10 protein-coding genes and 1 pseudogene are annotated in these 16,142 nt (G+C 59.5%); 3 read left to right on the top strand and 8 right to left on the bottom strand.

Annotation, left to right across the window (positions count from 1 at the left end):
* Nucleotides 1-29: 29 nt before the first annotated feature.
* Nucleotides 30-284, bottom strand: coding sequence for a hypothetical protein (locus KUF73_RS16145; RefSeq protein WP_090328096.1), 255 nt, complete (start codon nt 282-284; stop codon nt 30-32).
* Nucleotides 285-594: 310 nt separating this feature from the next.
* Between KUF73_RS16145 and KUF73_RS31760 the strand changes: the two are divergent.
* Nucleotides 595-1,617, top strand: a pseudogene (locus tag KUF73_RS31760) (cache domain-containing protein); the annotation flags it as partial.
* Nucleotides 1,618-1,710: 93 nt separating this feature from the next.
* Nucleotides 1,711-2,475, top strand: a complete 765-nt coding sequence (locus KUF73_RS31765) for a methyl-accepting chemotaxis protein (RefSeq protein WP_371135498.1) — start codon at nt 1,711-1,713, stop codon at nt 2,473-2,475.
* Nucleotides 2,476-2,558: 83 nt separating this feature from the next.
* Here KUF73_RS31765 and KUF73_RS16155 read toward each other — a convergent pair whose 3' ends face one another.
* The 5 genes from KUF73_RS16155 to KUF73_RS16175 form a co-directional block, all read right to left on the bottom strand.
* On the bottom strand, nt 2,559-3,161 hold the full coding sequence (locus KUF73_RS16155) for a DUF924 family protein (protein ID WP_218439063.1): 603 nt from the start codon (nt 3,159-3,161) through the stop codon (nt 2,559-2,561).
* 3 nt (nt 3,162-3,164) lie between these two features.
* Complete coding sequence (locus KUF73_RS16160) at nt 3,165-4,175, bottom strand: class 1 fructose-bisphosphatase (RefSeq protein WP_218439064.1); 1,011 nt, start codon at nt 4,173-4,175, stop codon at nt 3,165-3,167.
* A gap of 215 nt (nt 4,176-4,390) precedes the next feature.
* A complete protein-coding gene (locus KUF73_RS16165; RefSeq protein ID WP_218439065.1) occupies nt 4,391-5,761 on the bottom strand; it encodes a DUF3999 domain-containing protein in 1,371 nt (456 codons plus the stop codon).
* A complete protein-coding gene (locus KUF73_RS16170; protein ID WP_218439066.1) occupies nt 5,758-8,988 on the bottom strand; it encodes a DUF2339 domain-containing protein in 3,231 nt (1,076 codons plus the stop codon). The genes KUF73_RS16165 and KUF73_RS16170 overlap by 4 nt, the downstream gene beginning before the upstream one ends.
* 150 nt (nt 8,989-9,138) lie before the next feature.
* On the bottom strand, nt 9,139-11,589 hold the full coding sequence (locus KUF73_RS16175; protein WP_218439067.1) for a glycogen/starch/alpha-glucan phosphorylase: 2,451 nt from the start codon (nt 11,587-11,589) through the stop codon (nt 9,139-9,141).
* 256 nt (nt 11,590-11,845) lie between these two features.
* Between KUF73_RS16175 and KUF73_RS16180 the strand changes: the two genes are divergently transcribed.
* Nucleotides 11,846-12,286: a YkgJ family cysteine cluster protein gene (locus KUF73_RS16180; RefSeq protein ID WP_218439068.1), complete on the top strand. Its 441-nt coding sequence runs from the start codon at nt 11,846-11,848 to the stop codon at nt 12,284-12,286.
* 156 nt (nt 12,287-12,442) lie between these two features.
* On the opposite strand, the gene typA is transcribed toward KUF73_RS16180, so the two are convergent.
* Nucleotides 12,443-14,263 carry a translational GTPase TypA gene (gene typA / locus KUF73_RS16185; RefSeq protein WP_218439069.1) on the bottom strand — a complete coding sequence of 607 codons (1,821 nt, stop codon included), beginning with the start codon at nt 14,261-14,263 and terminating at the stop codon, nt 12,443-12,445.
* Between the two features lie 139 nt (nt 14,264-14,402).
* On the bottom strand, nt 14,403-15,857 hold the full coding sequence (gene thiI, locus KUF73_RS16190; protein ID WP_218439070.1) for a tRNA uracil 4-sulfurtransferase ThiI: 1,455 nt from the start codon (nt 15,855-15,857) through the stop codon (nt 14,403-14,405).
* Between the last annotated feature and the right edge of the window lie 285 nt (nt 15,858-16,142).

Here is a 16,142-nt window from a genome sequence, read left to right on the forward strand (position 1 = left end):
TTTTTCTCCCGTGGGCGCACAGCCCCGGTTTACTTCAGGCCTTGGCCGGAAAACATCAGCACTTTGTCACCGGCATATTGCACGCTGATAAAGCTGTTCTTGTCGCCCCAGGTGCAACTGGACATGCCGAGCGCACCCGAGCAATCAGCCGGTTTACCCAGCAAGGTTTCTACATCGGCCTTGGCCATGCCGGCCGAGAGCTTCGAGTAGTTTTCCTGATTGACCTTGCTGCACGCAGCCAACAGCACGCAGAACGAAAGCAGGGCGATGGATCGCAGCGACATGGTGTAACTCCAGGGGCGAAGGGGATTGGCATGTCTGCCAAGCAGAACCTTAGAAGAGAAAACCCCTGTCTGGTTCCCTGCGCGAGAGGCTATTTGTTGGGCCGCTCGTCTGTCATTTGCCGAAGAATCAGCGACTTTGTCTCGCTATCGGACATTTCGTCGGTTTTGGCAAAAAGTGCCTAATCTTTGGCGCCACCCAGTCGACATAGGACCTTGTGGGAGCGAGCTTGCTCGCTCCCACAGTAGCCCCTGCAATAATCACAAAGTTCGACCAGTCCCCTCCGCGGTAGCTCATTTAATGACCAGAAACATGAAGTTCAGCCACAAGATCCTGTTGGCTGCTGCCCTCGTGGTGGCCGTTGCATTCGCTTGTTTCATCCTGTTCAACGACTATCGCCAGCGCCAGACGTTGCGCAGCAGTACTGAAGCCTCGATGCAGGAACTTGGCAGCCTGACCACCAGTAACATCCAGACCTGGCTTGAAAGCCGCATGCAATTGCTGCAATCGATGGCCCAGCAGGTCACCGCCGACGGTAATGCACTCGCCAGCCTGAAACGCGTTATCGACTTGCCCGCCTACACCGGCAATTTCCAGCTGAGTTACTTCGGCGGTGCCGATGGCGTGATGTTCTCGGTCCCGGCGGGTAACCGTGCGGCAGACTACGACCCACGCGCCCGTGGCTGGTACAAGGCAGCCAACAGTGCGCAGCAGACCATCGTCACCGAACCCTACATCGCCGCGTCTTCCGGCAAATTGGTGATCACCGTGGCGACACCGGTGCAGCGCCAGGGCCAAATGATCGGCGTGGCCGGTGCAGACATCGACCTGTCCAGCGTCAGCGCGATCATCAACTCGCTGAACTTCGGTGGTCACGGTCACGCCTTCATCGTCAGCGCCGACGGCAAGATCCTGATTCACCCGGACAGCAAACTGGTGCTCAAAAGCCTGGCCGACGCTTACCCCAACGAAACGCCGAAAGTCAGCCCGGGCATGAAAGAAGTCGAGATCGACGGCAAACGCCAGTTCATCTCCTTCACCCACGTCAACGGCGTGCCGTCGGCGGATTGGTATGTGGCGCTGGTGCTCGATCAGGACACCGCGTTCTCGATGCTCAGCGAATTCCGCACCTCGGCGATTATTGCCATGGTGATTGCCGTAGTGATCATCATCGCCTTGCTGGGCATGTTGATCAGCTTCCTGATGCAGCCGTTGCTGACCATGGGTCGCGCCATGCACGACATCGCCGAAGGCGAAGGTGACTTGACCAAACGCCTGACCATTCACGGTCACGACGAATTCGGCGCGCTAGGGCTGTCGTTCAACCGTTTCGTTGAACGCATTCACACCTCGATCACCGAAGTGTCTTCCGCCACTGGCCAGGTCAACGAAGTCGCCCTGCGCGTTGTCGCGGCGTCGAACTCCTCGATGTTCAACTCCGACCAGCAAGCCTCGCGCACCAGCAGCGTCGCTGCGGCGATCAACCAGCTCGGTGCCGCCGCCCAGGAAATCGCCCAGAACGCCGCCCTCGCCTCCCAGCATTCGAGCGATGCACGTAGCCTGGCCGAAGACGGTCAGCAGGTGGTGGACAAAACCATCAGCGCGATGCAGCAGCTCTCGGCGAAGATCAGCGATTCGTGCGGCAACATCGAGACGCTCAACAGCAACACCGTCAACATCGGGCAGATTCTGGAGGTCATCACCAGCATCTCCCAGCAAACCAACCTGCTGGCCCTGAACGCTGCCATCGAAGCGGCACGTGCCGGTGAAGCCGGGCGCGGGTTCGCGGTGGTTGCCGATGAAGTGCGCAACCTCGCCCACCGCACCCAGGATTCGGCGCAGCAAGTGCAGAAGATGATTGAAGAGCTGCAAGTCGGTGCCCGGGAAGCGGTCAGCATCATGACCGACAGTCAGCGCCAGAGCGAAAACAGCGTCGGCATCGCCAACCAGGCCGGTGAACGCCTGGGGAGCGTGACCCAGCGCATCGGCGAGATCGACGGCATGAACCAGTCGGTGGCGACCGCGACCGAAGAGCAGACAGCTGTGGTGGAATCGATCAACGTCGACATCACCGAAATCAACACACTGAACCAGGAAGGCGTGGAGAACTTGCAGTCGACTCTGCGTGCGTGTGCTGATCTTGAGCAGCAGGCGGCGCGGTTGAAGCAGTTGGTGGGTAGTTTCCGCATTTAAAGATCAAAAGATCGCAGCCTGCGGCAGCTCCTACAGAATCACGCGATTCCTGAGCTGCCGCAGGCTGCGATCTTTTGGCGGGACTAGAACCTCGAACCTGGCTTTGAAAGGAACACCACTTCCTCAGCCGTTGATGTCCTGCCCAACACCGCATTGCGATGCGGGAACCGTCCAAACTGCGCAATCACCTTCTGATGCTTTTCGGCGAAATCCAGGTAATCGGCAAACAGCGCCCGATCAATTTCCGGCTGCTGCGCCACCAGATCGATGTAACGCGAGATGCATTCGTTCTGCACGGCGAGATTCTCGCTGTGTTCGAACACCAGATAGATAAACACCCGCTGGATTGGCTGCAACTGCCGATCGAAATCCGCCGCAATGCCTTGCGCCACCAGTGCCTGAGCCCTGATGTCACCGGAAAAGGATTTGGGTGTATCGCGAAAGATCATTCGCGGGAGTTGGTCGAGCAACAGCACCAGAGCCAGCCAACCTTCGGGGCGTTGCGCCCACTCGGTCAATCCGCCGGCCAGTGCCTGCTCGACCCAGTCCCCGAAACGCGTCCGCGCTTCGAGGTCCTGGCTGTCACGCTTGCCGAACCATAACTTGCCCTTGTCAGCCGCGATTGCCCTGGCGGTTTCGGCTGTACCGAACCACCATTCGAGCAACGGCTGCCAGGGCGCGTCCATGGTTTATTCCTTGTGGTAAGCCGTAACGCGTTCGACTTCTTCTTTCGAGCCGAGGAACACCGCAACACGCTGGTGCAGGCCATCAGGCTTGATGTCGAGGATGCGCTGGTGGCCGTCGGTGGACGCACCGCCCGCTTGTTCAACGAGGAACGACATCGGGTTGGCTTCGTACATCAGGCGCAGTTTGCCCGGTTTGGACGGCTCGCGGCTGTCGCGCGGGTACATGAACAGACCGCCGCGGGTCAGGATACGGTGTACGTCCGCGACCATCGCAGCGACCCAGCGCATGTTGTAGTTCTTTTTCAGCGGGCCTTCATCCCCCGCCAGCAATTCGCCAACGTAGCGCTGTACCGGCGCTTCCCAATGACGCTGGTTGGATGCGTTGATCGCGAATTCCTGAGTGGTCTCCGGGATCTTGATGTCTTCATGGGTCAGCACGAAGCTGCCCATTTCACGGTCCAGGGTAAAGCCTTTCACGCCATCGCCGAGGGTCAGCACCAGCATGGTTTGCGGGCCGTAGATGGCATAACCGGCGGCAACTTGCTGGGTGCCTGGCTGCAGGAAGGCCTTTTCGTTCAAGGCTTCGTTCTGGCTCAGGTATTCGCTCGGGCAACGCAGTACCGAGAAGATAGTGCCGACCGGAGCGTTGATGTCGATGTTCGACGAGCCGTCCAGTGGGTCGAATACCAGCAGGTACGCGCCTTTCGGGTATTTGCCCGGGATCTGGTAGGCGTTGTCCATTTCTTCGGACGCCATTCCGGCCAGGTGACCGCCCCATTCGTTGGCTTCGAGCAGAATCTCGTTGGAGATCACGTCGAGTTTCTTCTGCACTTCGCCTTGGACGTTTTCAGTGCCCATGCTGCCCAGAACACCGCCCAGGGCGCCTTTGGAAACGGCGTGGCTGATCTCCTTGCAAGCACGCGCCACCACTTCGATCAGGAAGCGCAGATCGGCAGGAGTGTTGTTGCTGCGGGTCTGCTCAATCAAATAGCGACTCAGGGTAACGCGGGACATGGAAGGCTCCGGTGGAATGGGGGACTAAAAACCCGCGCAGTTTAACGCGAGTCGGGGCGCATTTCCTCCTATCAGACGTGATCGGCTGAAGAGAGTTCATGCGCGGGGATTAGCGTAGTTGGAAATGGGCTGGATGTAAGCCATGGAGAAGTGGCAGTTTCGATATTTCCCGGTGACTAATCGGGCTTGCCCGCGATCTGGTGCGAAGCACCAGCCTAGGGTTTGACCGGCGGCTTGCGCAGCAAACTGAACGCCATCGCCGCCAGAAACAGAACACTGAGCAACAACACCGCCCACAGGCCAAACTTCTTCCAGTCGGTGGCCACGGGAGCCGATGCTGTCGAAGCCACCGGCGCAACAACCGCCCCGCCGTCGACCGAAGCCTTGCCCAACGTTGCCAATTTCGCCGGGCTGTAATCCGGGATCAACGTCGCCAATGGCAAGTTCGCCGCTTTCACCGTCGAATTGCCCAGCGCCAGCGTGTAAGGCCCCGGACCGCGTGCCAGAAACACCAATTGAGTGGCGCGTACCGCGAACTTCACCGTAGGCGCTTGCGCACCCAACCCACCACCGCGCTCGTCCACGGTCAGCTTCAACTGCTGCACGGTTTGCCCCGGCAACTGCAGTTCGTTCTGCACCACGTCCTGCCCGTTCTGTGTCAGGCGATAGAGCAAACCGCTGCTCAATGGCTGCCACGGCAGACTGCTGTCGCGGCGACCATACAAAGTCACTGGCGCCAGACTGTTGGGCTGGCTCAACTCGACCTGCACACGCTCGATGTTCAGCCCCATCGGCAATTGCCAAGTGTATTCACCGGCCTTCACGCTGCTGCCAGCCAAAGATTGCGACCAGACCAACGGCAGCGGCAAGTTGCGGGGATTGACGCTTTGCAGTTGCGCCGACGTCAGTGTCGGCGCCGAGTGCGGAGAGTCCCACAGCAACCGCAAATAGCGCGCTGACTGTCCCGGCAAACCCACTTCATGTTGCTCAACCCGCTCATCGGCAAATGTCAGCCGTGCCACCTGCCCTTCGCCCCAGGACTGCCAGTGCTGCAAATCGTCGCTGGCCTCAATGCTGAAACGCTGGAAGCCATCACGCTCGCTGGTCCAGTCAAGCATCAGCTGCTGCAACGGTGCCTTGATGCCACTGGCATCGAGCAACCAGCCGCGCAACTCTTCTTCGCCGGCCTCCAACTGACTGGAGGGCTGCACTTCGACCAACGTGCCGTTGGCGCTTGATTGCACCCGCACGTTTGGCGCGTGTTCGGTGGCGTCCGCCGAGTTGTACAGCGGGAACCATTTCACATCGGTCAGCGTGCGGTTGTCGTCAGTTCGTGCCGTTTCCCGAGCCAGCGCATAAGCCTGCACATCGCCGGTGGCATTGAACACGCGCACATCGCTCAGATCGGTTTGCCTTGCATTCAATTGCACGGCCAAAGGCAGTTCGAGGCGATACCAAGGACCCTCGCCACTCACGGATAACGGCACCTGCGTGGCGAAGTCCGCCGGTTTGTCCTGAGCAACCGCCGACAGCGCCACACTCATCGCAACTGCGCCTAACCAACACAGCTTCAGCTTTTGACTCAAGACGACACTCCTTCAGTTTCCGGCGCCGGTTTTTCAGCATCCGGCACGGGCTCGACGCGCTTGGGCGGTAACGGGGCGAAATAGCCCACCACCAGCAGCAACACGCCAACGCCGATAAACGAGACAATCCGCGCTAGCCCACCGCGGTTGCTCAATTCGACAAAGAACAGCTTGGCCACCACCACGCCGATCAGCGCTGCACCGATCAGCCAGACCTCGCGACGATGGCGCAGATGACCACCGATCATCAAACCCAGGGCCATCAAGGTCCAGACGATGGACAGACCGGCCTGCACCAACATGGATTCGAGCAACGCATCCAACTCGAACGGCACGCCCCCCCAATGGTGTGCCGTGCGCATGACCAACGCGGTAAAAAAGGCGAACAGCGAGACGCCAGAGATCAACTGCGTGGCGTAGGCGGCGTAATCCTTGCGAATCGCCACTTGCTCCACCGCGCTGCGCGACCAGACGTAAACGCCGAACAGCGCAAACAACAATCCCAGGTCCAGCGGGTTTATCAACGGCACATACGGCAGCGGCTCGGCGGTGCCGTCGCTGGCAATGTTGGCCAGCCAGAACCAGCCCAACATCAGCAAGGCCAGAGGCGTGGCGGCGTAGACGCGGTACTCGCGGGAGCAGGCCGACACCGGCCACGGCCAGGCACGCGGCGCTGCCATCAGCACCAGGTACAGGCTCGGCAGAATCGCCCAACCCAGCCAACGCCAGGCATTGTATTGCTCGGACAACAGCAGCAAGCCATAACGCAGCTCCAGCGCCAGCACAGCGATCAACAACCAACAACCGAGCACATGAGCCGCACTCTGCACCCGCGCTGGCAGCATTGGCGCCAGACGGCGCAACGAGAGGAAATGCACGACAAACACGGCTGCCCATACAAGCCAGCCGAAGTTGGCTGCTGGGTGATAACGCGAATGCCAAGCGCCGAGCAATATCAGCGCAGCGGCGGGTATCAGCACGGTGCAGAGCACGCCCAGCGATGGCCATTTCAGACGCAACGCCAGCACTGCCCACACGGCGACGCTCACAGCAGCAACCGCCAGCAGCAACGTCGCTTGCACAGTTATCGGCGCAAACCGCAGCACTTCACTGGCCCACGCCAGTGCCCACCAAGCCGCGCCCCACACCAGCGACATCCATGACATTCGTTGCAGGCTCAACCGATCCAACGCCGACGCCGTGTTACCCCACTGCAAACGCCACGCCCCGACCAATGCCGCCAGCCCCAGCACCAGTGGCGCCCAGAACCCGCCATGGGCCAACGGTCGCCATTCATCGCGGGTCAGCGCACCCAACGGATCGAGCCCAAGGGCCAGGAGCAACGTGCCGCCCAACAGCTGCACAGCGCCGGCGCTGCACAGAAATGCCCACGATGACAGGCGCAGGCCGACAAACAAGGTCACGAGCGCGGCCAAGGCCCAACCGATGACCGTGCCGTGGGCCAGGAAAAACAGCGGTGCCAGCAAATAGAGGAACGCCAGGCCAAGACAGGCCAACACAGGTGCCCCCTTGCGCTCCCATGACTTCGTTTGCTCGGGCAATGCCTTGCGCAACTGGTAGAAACTGAACAGCAACGCGACGCCGAGCATTAATGCACCCAACGGCGTACCGCTGATCAGGCTGCCTTCGCCGCTGCGCAGCTCGCTGAGATACGCCAGCGCTGCGCCCAGTTGCAAAAGCAAGGCAAACGCTCGGGCCAGCGGGCGTTGCTGACGCACGCCGAGCCAGAAAATCCCGGCACCCTCCACCGCCCATGCCGCCGACGTCCACCGTGCATCCAACCCTAAAGGAATCGCCAGGCTGGTGAAGATCACGCCCAAGGCCAGGCAGGTTTCCGCCAGCAGCAACGCACGGCCACCCATCAGTAGCCGAGCCAGGCCCATGTAGATAATGCCCAACGCCAAGGCGCTGAACGCCGCCGCGAATTCGAGATGCTGGACCAGGGCAAACTGCAAGCCGAAGCCCACCAGTGGCGGACCAAACAGCATCGTGCCGTCGACATAGTCGCCTTTGCGTGCCGACCAGCGCAGCATGGCTTCGCGGCTGGCGTCTTCGGGCGCGTCGCTTAGTTCCTGCAACTTGCGCCGGGCGAACAACAGCCCGATGGCCAAGTACATGAGGAAGAACAAGATCAGGAACGGTTCGGTGCTCCACAGCAGTTCCGGCAAGTAGGAACGCAGGCCCCAGGCGAAACCGATGCCGAAGGTGCCGACAAAACCGATCACGTTCAGCACGCGCCAGGCCTTGAACCAGGCAATGGCCAGGATGCCGGCATTCAGCAGGGCGAAGTAACTGAACAGCGCGACGTGGCTGCCGGAGCCGGTGGACGCCAGGATCGGCGCCGCGAATCCGCCGAGTGCGGCGGCCGCAGCCAGCCCCAAGGCATCCTGGGTAACGGCGAGAATTGCCGAGAAAACGGTCACCGCCACCAGCAGGCCGAACGCCGCCGTGGGATCGAGCAACGGATGCAGGCGCATCGCGGCAAACACCGTCAGGTACAACACCGCGACGCCAGCACCTTGCAGTATCAACGCGTATTGGCTGTTTCGTGATTTCAGCCACCACCCCAACCCCAGCAGACCCAACGCCGCCGCCGCAACACCGGCATAACGCAACTCGATCGGTACCACTATGCCGTCGGTGGCATAGCGCAGCAGAAAGGCCAGGCCGAGGAACAACAACACCACGCCGACCCGCAACACGGTGTTGCCGCCAAACAACCAGGCACGGGCACCGCTGATGGCGCGTTCGATGAGGTTGGGACTGCGGGGGATGGCGGGTTGTTGGGGTTCGCGGTCGACGGGTTCCGGTTTCCAGGCATCGACGGGCAGTGGACGACTGGCTTCGTTGGCCGCGACGCTGACGGGTTCGAGTTCGGGCGGCAGCTCCCAAATCAATTCAGGGGAATCGACTGGGGTTTGCGCGACAACGATGTCAGGGATTGCAGCGGTTTTGCTGAGAACAGGTTCTTCTGGCACGGCGACACCGGTCACCTCCAGCACGGCCAGCCGTTGCTCGACCGCCTGCAACGCGACCTGCGCCTGTTCAAGCAGACGACGCTGCTCGTCGGCCTGGGACCCCAAGCGCGCAATGCGAATGGCCTGACCGATGCCCAAGCCGAGCAACGCGCCCAGCAGCGCATCGCTGAACGACTCGTCGAGTATCCAGCCCAGCACCAGGCCAATCAGCGTGAACATCCATTGCATGGTCGATATCCCTAAGCGCAATCCGGAAAGATTAGCGTAGCCAGCCCCAAAAAGATCGCAGCCTTCGGCAGCGCCTGCATTGATCTATGCAGGCGCTGCCGAAGGCTGCGATCTTTTCCGGCGCGGCAGTATATCGAGCCGAGCGAAGACTTACTCCAACGCCTTCCAGATATCCGTGGCGTATTCGCGAATCGTCCGGTCCGAAGAGAACCAGCCCATCCGCGCCGTGTTCAACACCGCTGAACGCCACCACTCATTGGAATTGTGCCAAAGGGCCTCGACCCGCATCTGCGCGTTCCAGTAAGAGTCGAAATCGGCGCAGACCAGGAAGCGGTCGTAATCCACCAGCGAATCAATCAGCCCGGTGTAACGCGACGGATCATCCGGCGAGAACACCCCGCCACGAATCGCTTGCAGCACGTCATTGAGCCGATGCGATGCGGCTATGTCCGGTACCGCGCTGAACTCGTGGTTCTGCTTGCGCGCTTCAACCTGCTGGGCGCTGAGGCCGAAGATGAACATGTGCTCGATGCCGATGCGCTCGGACATTTCCACGTTGGCGCCATCCAGCGTACCGATGGTCAGCGCGCCGTTGAGGCCGAACTTCATGTTGCTGGTGCCCGAGGCTTCGAAGCCAGCGGTGGAAATCTGCTCGGACAAATCCGCCGCCGGAATGATGCTTTCCGCCAGGCTCACGTTGTAGTTGGGCAGGAATACCACTTTGAGCAACCCGCGAACGGTCGGGTCGTTGTTCACCACCCGGGCGATGTCGTTGGTCAATTTGATGATCAACTTGGCCTGGTGATAACTCGCGGCCGCTTTACCGGCGAAGATCTTCACCCGCGGCACCCAGTCGATTTCCGGTTCGGCGCGAATCGCCTGGTACAACGCCACGGTGTGCATCAGGTTGAGCAACTGGCGTTTGTATTCGTGGATTCGCTTGACCTGCACGTCGAACATTGCCGCCGGGTTGACCGCCACTCCCAGGCGCTCGTGAATGATGTAGGCCAAGGCCTTTTTGCTGTGCAGACGTTGCTCGGCGAATGCCTTGCGGAACGCGGCCTTCTCGGCGAACGGCTCCAGATCGAGCAAGCGCGCTTCAGCGTTATCCAGCAGGTCGGGGCCGAGGGCGTCGACCAGCATAGAAGTCAGTTCCGAGTTCGCCTGGTACAGCCAGCGCCGGAAGGTGATGCCGTTGGTTTTGTTGTTGATGCGGTCCGGGTAGAGCTTGTGCAGTTCGGAAAACACCGTTTTGCGCATCAGTTGCGTGTGCAAGCCGGACACGCCATTGACGCTGTGGGAACCGAGGAACGCCAAATTGCCCATGCGTACGCGACGGCCGTTGTCTTCTTCGATCAGCGACACCGCGCGCAGCACGTCGAAATCATGAATGCCTTTGGCACGCAACGAGTCGATATGCTGCGCGTTGATCAGGTAAATGATCTGCATGTGCCGCGGCAGCATGCGCTCCATCAAACCGACCGGCCAGGTTTCCAAGGCTTCGGGCAGCAATGTGTGGTTGGTGTAGGACAGCGTATCGACCGTAACCTGCCACGCCGCATCCCACGCGACGTCATAGACGTCGACCAATTGCCGCATCAATTCGGCCACGGCAATCGAGGGGTGAGTGTCGTTGAGCTGGATTGCCGCATGATCGCCCAGGGTCAGCACCGAGGTGTGCATGTTGCGATGGCGGCGCAGCAAATCCTGCAAGGATGCAGCGACGAAGAAGTACTCCTGACGCAAGCGCAGTTCCTGGCCGGCTTCCGTGCTGTCCGCCGGGTAGAGCACGCGGGAAATGCTTTCGGCCCGGGCCACTTCGGCGACTGCGCCCAAGTGGTCGCCGGCGTTGAAGCGTTCCAGGTGTAAATCTTCCATGGCCCGTGCACGCCACAGACGCAGCGTGTTCACACTCGCCCCCCGCCAGCCGACCACCGGCGTGTCATAGGCAATGGCCCGAACGGTTTCCGCCGGGTGCCAGACTTGCTTGGACTTGCCGCTTTCATCGGTGACGGTCTCGACACTACCGCCGAAGCCAATCGGATAAACCACTTCTGGCCGCTCGAACTCCCAAGGGTTGCCGAAATCCAGCCAATGTTCGGTTTGTTCCTGCTGCCAACCGTCGACGATGGCCTGTCGGAACAAACCGTGTTCGTAACGAATACCGTAGCCATGGCCGGCGATGCCAAGCGTCGACATGCTTTCCATGAAGCACGCCGCCAGACGCCCGAGGCCGCCGTTGCCCAGCGCCGCATCGGGCTCCAGCAGGCGGATACGCTCAAGATCGACACCCAGCTCGGTCAGGGCCTCGCGCGCAACGTCGAGCAAGCCGAGGTTGCTCAGGCTGTCGTAGAGCAGCCGGCCGATGAGAAATTCCAGGGAGAGGTAATAAACGCGCTTCTGACCTTTACGGTAGATCTGCCGCGTGTGATCCATCCAGTGCTCGACCATGTGATCGCGCGCGGCCAGCGCAATGGCTTCGAACCAGTCATGGTCGAAGGCGTGATCCGGGTCTTTGCCCACCGCGTAGGTGAGTTTGGTCAAGACGGCGTCGCGGAATGCGGCCACCTCTGCTTCGCGAACAAGTGGTTCTTGAGTCATCGATAGGACCTCGAGCGAGCTTGGAGTTGTCTGAGCCTAGACGGTCTGACAGGCGGTAGAGGCTCTGGTTCGGCAGTTTTTCCTGTTAGTGCGACTAAGGTCGGCAATACATTGTCGTGTGCCGGAATCAATGCAGGGGCCGTGCCGAATTTCCTGCTTATTGGCCCACTCGCGAAAAAATCTGGCGAAAGGTTGTTCAAAAATCCACCAGTCCCGGTATGATCGCGCGCCCTGATGCACACGCTGGTAACAACCGATGATGAAGCCCAACCTGATCGCCGCCGCGGAGATCGACCGACTCGATACCTGGGCCAAGTACTCTGCCCCGATGTGCGGCTCTTGTATATCCAGCTGCTGCACGCTGCCGGTCGAGGTCAAGATCAAGGATCTGATCCGTATCGGCATCGTCGACGAGTTCGAACGCGGCGACCCGCCGAAGAACATCGCCAAGCGCTTGCAGAAGGAAGGGATCGTCGAGCGTTACAGCCAGAAGACCGAGATCTTCACCCTCCAGCGTATGAGTAACAACGATTGCCTGTACCTGGATCGTAAGAGTCGTCTGTGCACTATTTATGATAAGCGCCCTGATACTTGCCGCAACCACCCGAAAATCGGGCCGCGACCAGGGTATTGCGCGTACAAGCCCAAAGAAGTGGTACGTGAGACCAGCAGTCGTCGGACCTTAGAAAAGTTTTAAACCCGAAAAGATCGCAGCCTTCGGCAGCTCCTACATTGATCGCATGCTCCTGTAGGAGCTGCCGAAGGCTGCGATCTTTTGATCTTTTCCCCAGACAAACAAAAACGCCCCCGACCTTGCGGTCGGGGGCGTTTTTTTGTCAGCTAACTAAATGACTTAGTTACCGGACTTCTTCGCAGCGCGGGTACGCTCGCTTTCGCCCAGGATCTTCTTGCGAAGACGGATGGACTTAGGAGTCACTTCACACAGCTCGTCTTCCTGTACGAACTCCAGAGCTTGCTCCAGAGTGAACTTGACAGGTGGGACCAGAGCGATGGTTTCGTCTTTACCCGAAGCACGCATGTTGTCGAGCTTCTTGCCTTTGGTTGGGTTTACACCCAGGTCGTTGTCGCGGCTGTTCAAACCAACGATTTGACCTTCGTAGATGTCCTGGCCGTGTTCAACGAACAGCTTGCCACGAGCCTGCAGGGTTTCCAGCGAGTAGGTCAGCGCCTTGCCGGTAGCAACCGAAACCAGAACGCCGTTCTGACGACCGGACATGTCGCCGGACTTCATCGCGTCGTAACGATCGAAGATCGAAGTCAGGATGCCGCCACCGGAGGTCAGGGTCAGGAACTCGTTACGGAAACCGATCAAGCCACGAGCCGGGATGTTGTACTCAAGGCGCACACGGCCCTTGCCATCCGGAACCATGTTGGTCAGGTCGCCCTTACGCAGGCCCATTTGCTCCATGATCGCGCCCTGGGATTCTTCCGGCAGGTCGATGGTCACGTTTTCGTACGGTTCGTGCTTGACGCCATCAACCATGCGGATGATCACTTCCGGACGACCAACACCCATTTCGAAGCCTTCGCGACGCATGGTTTCGATCAGTACCGAGAGGTGCAGCTCACCACGGCCGGAGACCTTGAACTTGTCGGCGGTGTCGCCTTCTTCAACGCGCAGAGCAACGTTGAACAGCAGTTCCTTGTCCAGACGTTCCTTGATGTTACGGGAAGTCACGAACTTGCCTTCTTTACCGCAGAATGGCGAGTCGTTTACCTGGAAGGTCATGGAAACGGTTGGTTCGTCAACGGTCAGCGGCTTCATCGCTTCGACGTTCAGTGGGTCGCACAGGGTGTCGGAGATGAACAGCTGGTCGAAGCCACTGATGCAGACGATGTCGCCAGCCAAAGCTTCTTCAACGTCAATGCGGTGCAGGCCGTGGTGACCCATCAGCTTCAGGATACGACCGTTGCGCTTCTTGCCGTCAGCGTCGATAGCGACGACCGGAGTGTTCGGCTTGATGCGACCACGAGCGATACGGCCAACGCCGATAACACCCAGGAAGCTGTTGTAGTCCAGTGCCGAGATTTGCATCTGGAACGGACCGTCACGGTCAACTTTCGGTGCTGGTACGTCGTCGATGATCGACTGGTACAGCGGGGTCATGTCTTCAGCCATGTCGGTGTGGTCAAGACCAGCAATACCGTTCAGGGCAGAGGCGTAAACCACTTTGAAGTCCAGCTGTTCTTCGGTAGCACCCAGGTTGTCGAACAGGTCGAAGATCTGGTCCAGAACCCAGTCCGGACGCGCGCCTGGACGGTCAACCTTGTTGATGACCACGATTGGACGCAGGCCGGCTTCGAAAGCCTTCTTGGTCACGAAACGGGTTTGCGGCATAGGGCCGTCTTGAGCGTCAACCAGCAGCAGAACGGAGTCAACCATCGACATTACGCGTTCAACTTCGCCGCCGAAGTCGGCGTGGCCCGGGGTATCCACGATGTTGATGTGGTAGCCGTTCCAGTTGATGGCGGTGTTTTTCGCCAGAATGGTAATACCGCGCTCTTTTTCCTGGTCGTTGGAGTCCATCACGCGCTCGTCGTTGAGCTCGTTGCGCTCCAGAGTGCCGGATTGACGCAGGAGTTTGTCTACCAGGGTGGTTTTACCATGGTCAACGTGAGCAATGATGGCGATGTTGCGTAGATTTTCGATCACTTGTGTATCTCGATCAGAGGATTCGGTGTGCTGACAAGTCTTGGCAGCGATTAACAGTAGCGTCCGCGAAAGCCGTTACAGCTTCACGGCGGCGTCGGGGGGCCGGTGACGCAAGCCACAGGCAAACAGCCCCGGGCACTTAGCTCGGTCGATAAACGCGCACATTGGCATGCCCCTCACTGAGCAAATGGTGGGCATGCAGGCGACTCATCACGCCTTTGTCGCAATACAGCAGGTACTGGCGAGTAGGGTCCAGTTCCTTGAAACGAGCGTTCAGAGCATAAAACGGCATCGTTTGTACCTCGATACCAGCGAGATCCAGCGGGTCATCCTCGGCGGCATCCGGGTGGCGGATGTCGATCACGATCTGACCGGCCAGCGCATCGCTGACTTCTTCAATCTGTACGTCCTGGCCCAACTCATCGATCACGCGATCGATCGGCACCAGTTTGGCGTTTTCGAGCGCACGCTCGAGCACCGCCATGTCGAATTCTTTCTCTTCGTGTTCCACCCGGTGACGCTTGGCAGCCGTCTTGGGATTCACCGAAATGACCCCGCAATACTCCGGCATATGCTTGGCGAAGTCGGCGGTGCCGATTTCGTTGGCCAGGTCGATGATGTCCTGCTTGTGGCTGGCGATCAGTGGGCGCAGCACCAGCTTGTCGGTCACGCAGTCGATCACGGACAGGTTCGGCAGCGTCTGGCTCGAAACCTGCGAGATCGCCTCACCGGTGACCAGCGCTTCGATTTGCAGGCGGTCGGCGATTCGGGACGCAGCGCGCAACATCATACGCTTCAATACTACGCCCATATGACTGTTATCGACTTTGCCGAGAATTTCTCCCAGCACTTCCTCGAACGGCACACTGACAAATAACACGCGTTGGGAGCTGCCGTACTTCTTCCAGATGAAATGCGCGACTTCCATGACGCCCAGTTCGTGGGCCCGCCCGCCGAGATTGAAGAAGCAGAAATGGGCCATCAGCCCGCGGCGCATGATCTGGTAAGCCGCCACCGTGGAGTCGAAACCGCCCGACATCAACACCAGCGTCTGCTCCAGTGCTCCCAGCGGATAACCGCCGATGCCGTTGTGCTGGCTGTGGATCACGAACAACCGTTGGTCGCGAACTTCGATGCGAACTTCGATTTCAGGTTTTTTCAGGTCGATCCCGGCGGCACCGCACTGGCGGCGCAACTGGCTGCCGACATGTTTTTCGACATCTATCGAGCTAAATGGGTGCTTGCCAGCGCGTTTGCAACGCACGGAGAAAATTTTGCCAGCCAGCGCATCACCATAGTGATGCTTGCACTTCTCGACGATGTCGTCGAAGTCACCCAGCGGGTACTCGTCGATCTGCAAAAAGTGCGCGACGCCCGGCATGCAGCTCAGGCGCTCGCCCATCTCTTTCAGGGCCTTGGGATCGCTGATGCGGGTTTCCAGCTCGAGGTTGTCCCACACGCCGTTCACCACCACAGCCGGGTCCAGATCGCGGAGCACGGCACGGATGTTCTTGGCCAATTGGCGGATGAAACGCATCCGTACCGGGCGGCTCTTAATGGTGATCTCGGGGAAGACTTTTACGATTAATTTCATGGAAACAGCGCGCGCGAGGCCTGCCGAAAAAGGGGGGCGCGGATTATAGCGGAAATTGCTCAAGGTTTAACCAGTTAATGTACAGAAGGTTTTACGCGCACCAAAACGGGTCACTTTACGATTTTAACGCCACATAAAGGGGCGATAATTTCTTCTTTAAGGGGCGTTCCGCCTCTATAAGCGTGAATTTGGGGCAAAAAACCCATGGTGGGGCACTGGCATGCAATTTGCTCCCTTGTGAGGCAGGTTGCCTTGGCAGAGTATTCGCGCCGGCATCACCCACAT

The sequence above is a fragment of the Pseudomonas sp. PD9R genome (assembly GCF_019200975.1).
GTDB lineage: Bacteria > Pseudomonadota > Gammaproteobacteria > Pseudomonadales > Pseudomonadaceae > Aquipseudomonas.

What these genes read in the sequence shown, in the direction of transcription:
- KUF73_RS16145 (WP_090328096.1), bottom strand. Translation starts at nt 284, where the DNA reads ATGTCGCTGCGATCCATCGCCCTGCTTTCGTTCTGCGTGCTGTTGGCT.
- KUF73_RS31765 (WP_371135498.1), top strand. Translation starts at nt 1,711, where the DNA reads ATGTTCAACTCCGACCAGCAAGCCTCGCGCACCAGCAGCGTCGCTGCG.
- KUF73_RS16155 (WP_218439063.1), bottom strand. Translation starts at nt 3,161, where the DNA reads ATGGACGCGCCCTGGCAGCCGTTGCTCGAATGGTGGTTCGGTACAGCC.
- KUF73_RS16160 (WP_218439064.1), bottom strand. Translation starts at nt 4,175, where the DNA reads ATGTCCCGCGTTACCCTGAGTCGCTATTTGATTGAGCAGACCCGCAGC.
- KUF73_RS16170 (WP_218439066.1), bottom strand. Translation starts at nt 8,988, where the DNA reads ATGCAATGGATGTTCACGCTGATTGGCCTGGTGCTGGGCTGGATACTC.
- KUF73_RS16175 (WP_218439067.1), bottom strand. Translation starts at nt 11,589, where the DNA reads ATGACTCAAGAACCACTTGTTCGCGAAGCAGAGGTGGCCGCATTCCGC.
- KUF73_RS16180 (WP_218439068.1), top strand. Translation starts at nt 11,846, where the DNA reads ATGATGAAGCCCAACCTGATCGCCGCCGCGGAGATCGACCGACTCGAT.
- thiI (WP_218439070.1), bottom strand. Translation starts at nt 15,857, where the DNA reads ATGAAATTAATCGTAAAAGTCTTCCCCGAGATCACCATTAAGAGCCGC.